The sequence below is a fragment of the Nocardia sp. NPDC060220 genome, assembly GCF_042727815.1.
In the GTDB taxonomy this organism is placed as follows: Bacteria; Actinomycetota; Actinomycetes; order Mycobacteriales; family Mycobacteriaceae; genus Nocardia.
In genome coordinates this window covers 1-7,202 of record NZ_JBHWZY010000322.1, presented here as the reverse complement: position 1 = coordinate 7,202, position 7,202 = coordinate 1, and the positions used below count along the sequence as shown (strand labels likewise).

The window sequence follows — 7,202 nt, the reverse complement described above, 5'->3', positions numbered from 1 at the left end:
GTCTCTAGGCGTGCCAGCATCCGGTTGATCGCGTCGGACAGTTCCTCGGCCTCCTTGGCGCCGCGCCCCGACAGTGGTGGCAACTCGTCGAGTGTGTCGATCTCGTGGGTGGCGGTGGCGAGTCTGCGCAGCGGGCGTGCGGCGAATCCGGCCAGCACCCAACCCAATACGGCGGCGACGATCACCCCGGCCACCCCGATGCCGAGACCGATCAGCTGGCTGCGGGTGATGGCGGCGTCGACGAGTTCGCGATCGGGATCGAGCCGCACCAGCAACCCCGGGGCGCCCTGGACCTGGGCGAGCGCCTCATCGGGTGGGGTGCCGGGGACCACGATGGTGCGCTCACGCGCTATCCCGGTGGTGGGCAACGGAACCGGGGCCGAGGGAGCCTGAAGTTCGGGTGGTTCCCCGGGCACGCCGTCGTAGCGCTGCGCGATCTGTACCCGCATGCTCGACACGGTCTGATCGAGCTGGCTCGTCCCCGTCACCTTCAGCAGCGCGGCATAGGTCAGCCCGAGCGTGACCGCGACCAGCGCGGCCACCGCCGCCGACACCAACGCGACCCGGACCCGCAACGACCACGAGGCCCTCACGGCTGATCCCGCAGCACGAACCCGACCCCGCGCACAGTGTGCACCACCCGCGCGACACCCTCGGCCTCCAGTTTGCGCCGCAGATACGAGACGAACACATCGACCACATTGGTGTCGGTGCTGAAGTCGTACCCCCAGACGGTCGACAGGATCTGCTCGCGCCCGAGCACGATCCCGGCATTGCGCGCCAGCATCGCGAGCAGCTCGAACTCGCGTTTGGTGAGGTCGACCGGGGCCGACCCCGCGTGCACCCGATGCCCGGTCAGATCGATCATCACCTCGCCGACCTGGATCGTGTCGGCCGGCGAGGCGGTGACCGGTCTGCGTCGCAACAGCGCGCGCAGCCGCGCGACCAGCTCGCCCAGATCGAACGGCTTGGTCAGATAGTCGTCGGCACCACGCTCGAGCGCGGCGATCCGGTCGGTGACCGCGCTGCGCGCGCTGAGTACACAGATGGGGATGTCGTTGCCCATCGCACGCAGGGCGGTGACCACCCCGACGCCGTCGAGTTCGGGCATGTTCACGTCGAGCACCATGGCGTCGGGAGCAGCGGTCCCCACCAGGGAGAGTGCGCGAGCGCCGTCGGGCGCGGTGATCACCTCGAAGCCCGAGAGCTCGAGGCCGCGCCGCAGCGACGCGAGCACGCGGACCTCGTCGTCGACGACCAAGATCTGCTGTCCCGTCATGCACTCACCCTAGTGTTTTCCGCTGTTCATACTGGTCAGAACGGTCGCGCGGGGACGATGGTGCGCTCACCATCGGGGTGGATCCGCTGACATTCCACGGGACCGTCCATCGACGGTGCGGGGGTGCCCGGGGCCGCGCGCTCGATGTGGATCCGGCCGGGTTCCTGGCCGGGCACACCGGGAACGACGCGTTCGAAACGGACTCCGGGCTCGGCGGGCAGCGGGGGGAGACCGGGGGCGTCCCCGCCGCCCGGCGCGGTGCAGATGATCGTGGTTGCCCGGCCGTCGTCGGGGCGCTCGCCCGGATCGGCGGACGCGACGCCCGCCGCAGTGGCGGTGATCACGGCGGCACCGCCGAGTAGTGCGGCGGCCTTGACGCGGTGACGGGTGGAGAGTGCGGTCATGATCGGGCTCCTGACTGTGCGTTTCACCGACCTTCTCGGTGGACCGCACCGACGCTAGGGTTCCGATCTTCACGCTCCGTTGAGCATTCGTTAGAGTTCTCTTGGGATCGTGCGCGCCCCTGATTCCCCGGGCTCGCCGAAAGATGTTGCTCGCCATAAGGTGAGCGGGGTACCAACCGGCCTGCACGAAATGACAGGCCGATGTCCGGGAAATAGTGTTGGATGGGCCTCACTTCGCCGCTGTTTGTGGTGGGGAACCACAGCGATGCGAGTGTTGGAGCTTTGATGACGCGTGATCTGCCTTTCGATGACGGTGCCGCGCGCGCAGAGGGGTCGGAGGGGTCGGACACGGCCTACCGGATCGCCAACGGCGTAGCCCGGGTGGCCAGGGCCGGCGCCTATGTCACCGGTGGCGCGTTGGTCGCGGCCAACGGGACCACGCGCGAGCCGGGCACCAGCAATGCCGACAGCAGGTACGCGGGCTGGTCGCAGCAGACCGTTTCCACCGATCCGAGCCCGGACGCACCGAGTCCGATCGTGACCTTCCCCGACCTGGCCGTCGAGCCCCCACCTGCCCCGGTGATTCCGCACACGGCATTCGCCGCGCCGCCCAAGCCCGACGTGTCGATGGTCGCGGCGACGGACGAATCCCCCCGGCGCCCAGAGGTTCCCGGCTCCGACGGTGATCGTGAATTCCGGATCCCCGGCAGCGACGAGCCGTCCAGCGGTATCGGCATACCGGGCTACGGGCACACGCCCGCCGGACCGGGGTACCACGACACCCCGAACCCGCTGCCTGGCACCACCCCGGACCCCGGCTTCGATCTGCCCGGTTTCGAAGGTCTTCCGGGCCACGGCAGCCTTCCCGGTTTCGAGCTACCCGGCACCGGCCACGGTCTGCCCGGTTTCGACGGTCTGCCCGGCGGCGGTATCGGCATTCCGGGCTACGACGGTCTGCCCGGCAACGGGTTCGGCCTCCCCGGCTACGACAGCGTCGGGTTGCCCGGTGGCGGTTCGGCCGGTGCCAATGCGCCCGGCGGCATGTTCGACGGGATCGGCAACCTCGACGGCGCGTTCGACGGTATCGGTGGCATGTTCGACGGTGTCGGCGCGATGGTGACCACCGACTGGCAGGTCGACGTCCACGTCGGGCTCGACGGCGTGTGGGCCACGTCGCAGATGAAGGTCGACGTGCAGGTCGGCCAGGTCGGCGATCAGCTCGACGACTACGGCCAGTGGCTCGGTGACGGCCTGAAGGTTCCCGGCGACACGGCAGGCACCACGTCGGCCGGATCCGGCCTCGGCACTTCCGCGTCCGGCGGAACCGGTCTGGGCAACTCGTCGTCGGGCGCTCCCGGCCTGCCCGGTTCGTCCTCGTCGGGCATCGGCCTGCCCGGCACGACGGCACCCGCTGCGCCCGCCCCGGCGCTCGCGGCACCCGCGCCGGCCATCGCAGCTCCCGCACCCGCCCCGGCGACACCGTTCGCCGCGGCTCCCGCGCACGCGCCGGCCCCGATCGCTCCCGCGCCCGTGCCTGTCGCCCCCGCAGCGCCCGCGCCGGTGGCGGTCAACCCCGTGGTCAGCACGCCGTTGCAGACCACCATCCAGCCCGACGCGGCCTCCACCCCGATCGCGAATGTGTTCGGTCACCAAGCCGTGTCGCCGCTGACCGCGCCCGCGGCCTCGGTGCCCGCGCTGTTCACCCCACCCACCCCGACGAAACCCGTTGTGCTGCCCGAAGTCTCCGGTGGCGGCCACACCCCGACGACCGTGCCGGTGACGGTTCCCTCCAAGGTCCCGACGGTCGACCTCGACACCCCGACGACGGTGAAGGTGCCCACGGTCACAGCGCCGACCGCGCCCGACGTCACCAAGGTGCCGATCACCGTGCCGCCGACCGGCCACACCGGCTCGACCGTTCCGACCATGCCGACCACTCCCGACGACGACCTCACCACCAAGCCGGGGACCAGCACCGGCGGCGTGACGACTCCCTCGACCGGTGGGAGTACGCCGACCGTCGATGTGCCCAGCCAGACCACCCCGCACACGAGTGCGACGGTGCCCACCCAGCAGCCGACGGCGCCGACCAAGCAGCCGACCATCGATCCGCCGACCAAGCAGCCCACCGTCGACATCGACCCGCCGACGGTGGTCACCCCGCCGCCGGTCACCGTGCAGCCGACCGTCGCACCGGTAAAACCCCCGGTCATCGAGACCAAGCCGATCGCCGCCGAGTTCGACCAGCACGACAGCGGTTACCATGGCGTCTCGGCCGGATTGTTCGATACGGGCTTGGGTGGCGGTGATTTGCACGCAGCCGCGTTTCCCATCGAGCACCACGGGTATGACTTCGTGGTCTGACACGACGATTTCGGCCGTGTCGATGCGACGAGAGTGAGGAACAGGTGTCTGCCGCAGCCGGACTGCAGACCGCGACGGTGAAGCATCCGGATGTGATGGCTCCCGTTGTCGCGCTGGTCGACGAACTGCGGGAACTGGTCCGCTCGGGCGGCCGCAACGACCTCGATGCCCGGCTGGGCATGGTGCGGGCCAGGCTCAGCGATCCGCGGGTCCGGATCGTCGTCGTCGGCGAACCGCAGGCGGGGATGAGCACGCTGGTCAACAGCATGGTCGGGTCGCCGGTCAGTGCCACCGAGGGCAAGCCGAGCGTTCCGGTGATCGTCGAATACGGCCAGGCGCCGAAGGCGACGCTGGTGAAGTCGGCGCCGGGTGGCCGGGTCGAACGGGTGCCGGTCGATCCGCTGAATCCGCTTCCCGCCCTGACCTCGCTCGGTGTGTTGCGCGCCGAGTTCGCCGAGCCGAGTGGGCTGCTGGCCGACGGGCTCGTCGTGATGGACGCGCCCGGTTCGACCGCGCACGAGGCGGCCGCCTGGTCGATGATCGCCGCCGCCGATGTCGTGCTCTACGCCGCCGACTCCGCCGCCGAGCTCACCGAGGCGCAGCTGGACTACCTGCGCCGGGTCGAGCAGGTGTGCCCGTCGGTGGTCTGCGTACTCACCAAGATCGACCGCAACCCGCACTGGTCGCTCACTCAGCGACGCAATCGCGCGCTGCTCGACGGTGCCGGGCTGAACTTCGCGGTGGCTCCCGTCTCGGGTCTGCTGCACCGAGAGGCCGCCGAGCGCGGCGACCAGCAGCGTGATGCCGAGTCGGGCGTGCCCCAGCTCATCGATCACCTGCGGGAATATGTTGTCGCCCAGGCCGATTCGGTGGCCGTGGCGGCCGCGGTGCGCGATATCGCGCTGATCACCGACCAGCTCACCGTCACCCTGCGGGCCGAGTCGGACACACTGCGCGACCCGCGCAGGCGCGCCGAGATCACCCAGCGCCTCGCCGCCGCGCGCACCACCGCCGATCAGCTGCGACAGCGCACCGCCACCTGGCAGGTCACCCTCGTCGACGGCAGCTCCGAGCTCAGCGCCGACATCGAACACGATCTGCGGCACCGGTTGCGCACGCTGGTCCGCGAGGCCGAGGCCGAGATCACCCGCACCGACCCTGCCCGCAAGTGGTCCGATTTCGCCTCCGAACTGGACGCGCGGATCTGTGAGGCGGTCGAGGAGAACTTCGTGATGGCGCATTACCGTGCCGTCGAGCTCACCGAGCAGGTGGCCTCGAAGTTCCCGCCCGACAACCGAACCCCGCCGCTGCCCGAACTGCGGCTGACCAACCCCGGAGAGGTTCTCGAGCCGGTGCAGCCGCTGGAACGGCTCGAAAGTGCCAAAGCCGGTGTGGGACAGCAGCTGCTCACCGCGCTGCGTGGCTCCTACGGCGGCATCCTGATGGTCGGTCTGGCCACCAGCCTGCTCGGGATGTCGCTGGTGAACTGGTATTCCGCCGGCGCGGGTGTGCTGCTCGGTGTGAACGCGCTGTGGGACGACCGCAAGAACCGCAAGCATCGCAGGCAGGCAGAGGCCAAAGTGGCCGTCGCCCGGCTGGCCGACGACGTGATCTTCCAGGTGGGCAAGGAATCGCGCAACCGCCTTCGCTCCCTGCAACGTGTGCTGCGCGACCACTACACCGAGATCGCCGCCGAAGTGGGCCGTACCGCCGACGAGGCCCTGCGCGCCGCCGAGGAGACAGGCCTGCGCTACGGCGACCATCGGGAACTGCGTATCACCGAGATCGACGCGGGCCTGCGCACGGTGGCGGGGCTACGCGCCCGCGCCGAACGCCTCGCCTACTGAGCGGGCGCCCGGTGGGGCGAAACACTGTGTCCGGCACCGGGCGAAGGCATCGGACGCCCCGGTCTCATGAGCGGTGCGAAGGTGAGTGCGCGGGCTGGAACTGACCCGCGTTGCGCTGGTCCTCGGCCCGGATCACGTGGGTCACGGCGTTGATCAGCGCCAAGTGAGTGAAGGCCTGCGGGAAGTTGCCCAGGTGCCGCCCGGTGCGTGAGTCGATCTCCTCGGCGTAGAGGCGCAGCGGGCTGGCCAGTCCGAGCAGCCGCTCACACAGATTGGTGGCCCGTTCGAGTTCGCCGATCTCCACCAGCGCCGAGACCAGCCAGAACGAACAGATCGTGAAGGTGCCCTCCTCGCCCTCCAAGCCGTCGTCGGTGGTCTCGGTGCGGTAGCGCAGCACCAGTCCGTTGACGGTGAGGCGGTCGGCGATGGCGAGCACCGTCGCGCGGATGCGCGGATCGTCGGGCGGCAGGAATCGGGTCAGCACCACCAGCAGCAGCGAGGCGTCGAGCGTGTTGCCACCATAGGTCTGGGTGAAGATGCCCTCCGGGCTGACACCGAATTCGAGGACGTCGTCGCGGATCTCCTCGGCGATCTCGAACCACTCGGCCGCGCGCTCGTGTTGGCCGTGCAACTCCGCCAGCCGGGCGCCGCGATCCAGTGCCACCCAGCACATCACCTTCGACGAGGTGAAGTCCTGCGGTTCGCCGCGGACCTCCCAGATCCCGCGATCGGGTTTGCGCCAGTTCGCGATCGCCGCGTGCACGGTGCGTTCGAGCAGCGGCCACAGCGATTCCGGCACCTGCCCGCGCGATTTCACATGCAGGTACACCGCGTCGAGCATGGTGCCCCAGATGTCGTGCTGGTCCTGGTCGTAGGCGGCGTTGCCGACGCGGACCGGGCGCGCGCCGTCGTAGCCGGACAGATTCGGCAGCTCGTATTCGGTGATCTGCCGTTCGCCGCCGATTCCGTAGAGCACCTGCAGGGGGACCGCGTCCCCGTTCTCGCCGGTGGTGACATCGTCGAGGAAGGCGAAGAAGTCGTTGGCCTCGCGGTCGAGTCCGAGGGTGTACAGGCCCCACAGCGCGAAACTCGCGTCGCGCACCCAGGTGTAGCGGTAGTCCCAGTTACGTTCTCCGCCAGGGGTTTCCGGAAGTGAGGTGGTGGCGGCGGCGAGGAGTGCGCCCGTCGGCGCGTAGGTGAGCCCCTTGAGCGTGAGTGCGCTGCGCTGCAGGTAGCTGCGCCACGGATGGTCGGGGAAATCACCCTGGGTGATCCAGCGCCGCCAGCACTCGGTGGTCGCCCACATCT

6 protein-coding genes are annotated in these 7,202 nt (G+C 69.8%); 2 read left to right on the top strand and 4 right to left on the bottom strand.

Translation table 11 applies throughout. From position 1 onward, the window contains the following. From ACFWF3_RS18010 to ACFWF3_RS18000, 3 genes are all read right to left on the bottom strand, one after another. Positions 1-593, bottom strand: a 593-nt coding sequence (locus ACFWF3_RS18010; protein WP_379314532.1) for a HAMP domain-containing protein, incomplete at its 3' end; no start/stop codon positions are given. Continuing rightward, positions 590-1,279 carry a response regulator transcription factor gene (locus ACFWF3_RS18005; protein WP_379314531.1) on the bottom strand — a complete coding sequence of 230 codons (690 nt, stop codon included), beginning with the start codon at positions 1,277-1,279 and terminating at the stop codon, positions 590-592. The genes ACFWF3_RS18005 and ACFWF3_RS18010, both read right to left, overlap by 4 nt. Positions 1,280-1,314: 35 nt before the next feature. Next, positions 1,315-1,683: a hypothetical protein gene (locus tag ACFWF3_RS18000; RefSeq protein WP_379314530.1), complete on the bottom strand. Its 369-nt coding sequence runs from the start codon at positions 1,681-1,683 to the stop codon at positions 1,315-1,317. Positions 1,684-1,968: 285 nt separating this feature from the next. Here ACFWF3_RS18000 and ACFWF3_RS17995 point away from each other — a divergent pair, with 285 nt between their 5' ends. Together ACFWF3_RS17995 and ACFWF3_RS17990 are read left to right on the top strand one after the other, a co-directional pair. Next, positions 1,969-4,047, top strand: a complete 2,079-nt coding sequence (locus tag ACFWF3_RS17995) for a hypothetical protein (protein WP_379314529.1) — start codon at positions 1,969-1,971, stop codon at positions 4,045-4,047. Between the two features lie 44 nt (positions 4,048-4,091). After that, positions 4,092-5,894 (top strand): hypothetical protein, encoded by a 1,803-nt coding sequence (locus ACFWF3_RS17990; protein ID WP_379314528.1) that lies wholly within the window; start codon positions 4,092-4,094, stop codon positions 5,892-5,894. Between the two features lie 64 nt (positions 5,895-5,958). On the opposite strand, the gene ACFWF3_RS17985 is transcribed toward ACFWF3_RS17990, so the two are convergent. Continuing rightward, the coding region (locus ACFWF3_RS17985) for a glycoside hydrolase family 15 protein (RefSeq protein ID WP_379314527.1) at positions 5,959-7,202 on the bottom strand (1,244 nt) is incomplete at its 5' end.

Coding starts and splice junctions, on each gene's coding strand:
- ACFWF3_RS17995 (WP_379314529.1), top strand. CDS start 1,969: ATGACGCGTGATCTGCCTTTCGATGACGGTGCCGCGCGCGCAGAGGGG.
- ACFWF3_RS18000 (WP_379314530.1), bottom strand. CDS start 1,683: ATGACCGCACTCTCCACCCGTCACCGCGTCAAGGCCGCCGCACTACTC.
- ACFWF3_RS18005 (WP_379314531.1), bottom strand. CDS start 1,279: ATGACGGGACAGCAGATCTTGGTCGTCGACGACGAGGTCCGCGTGCTC.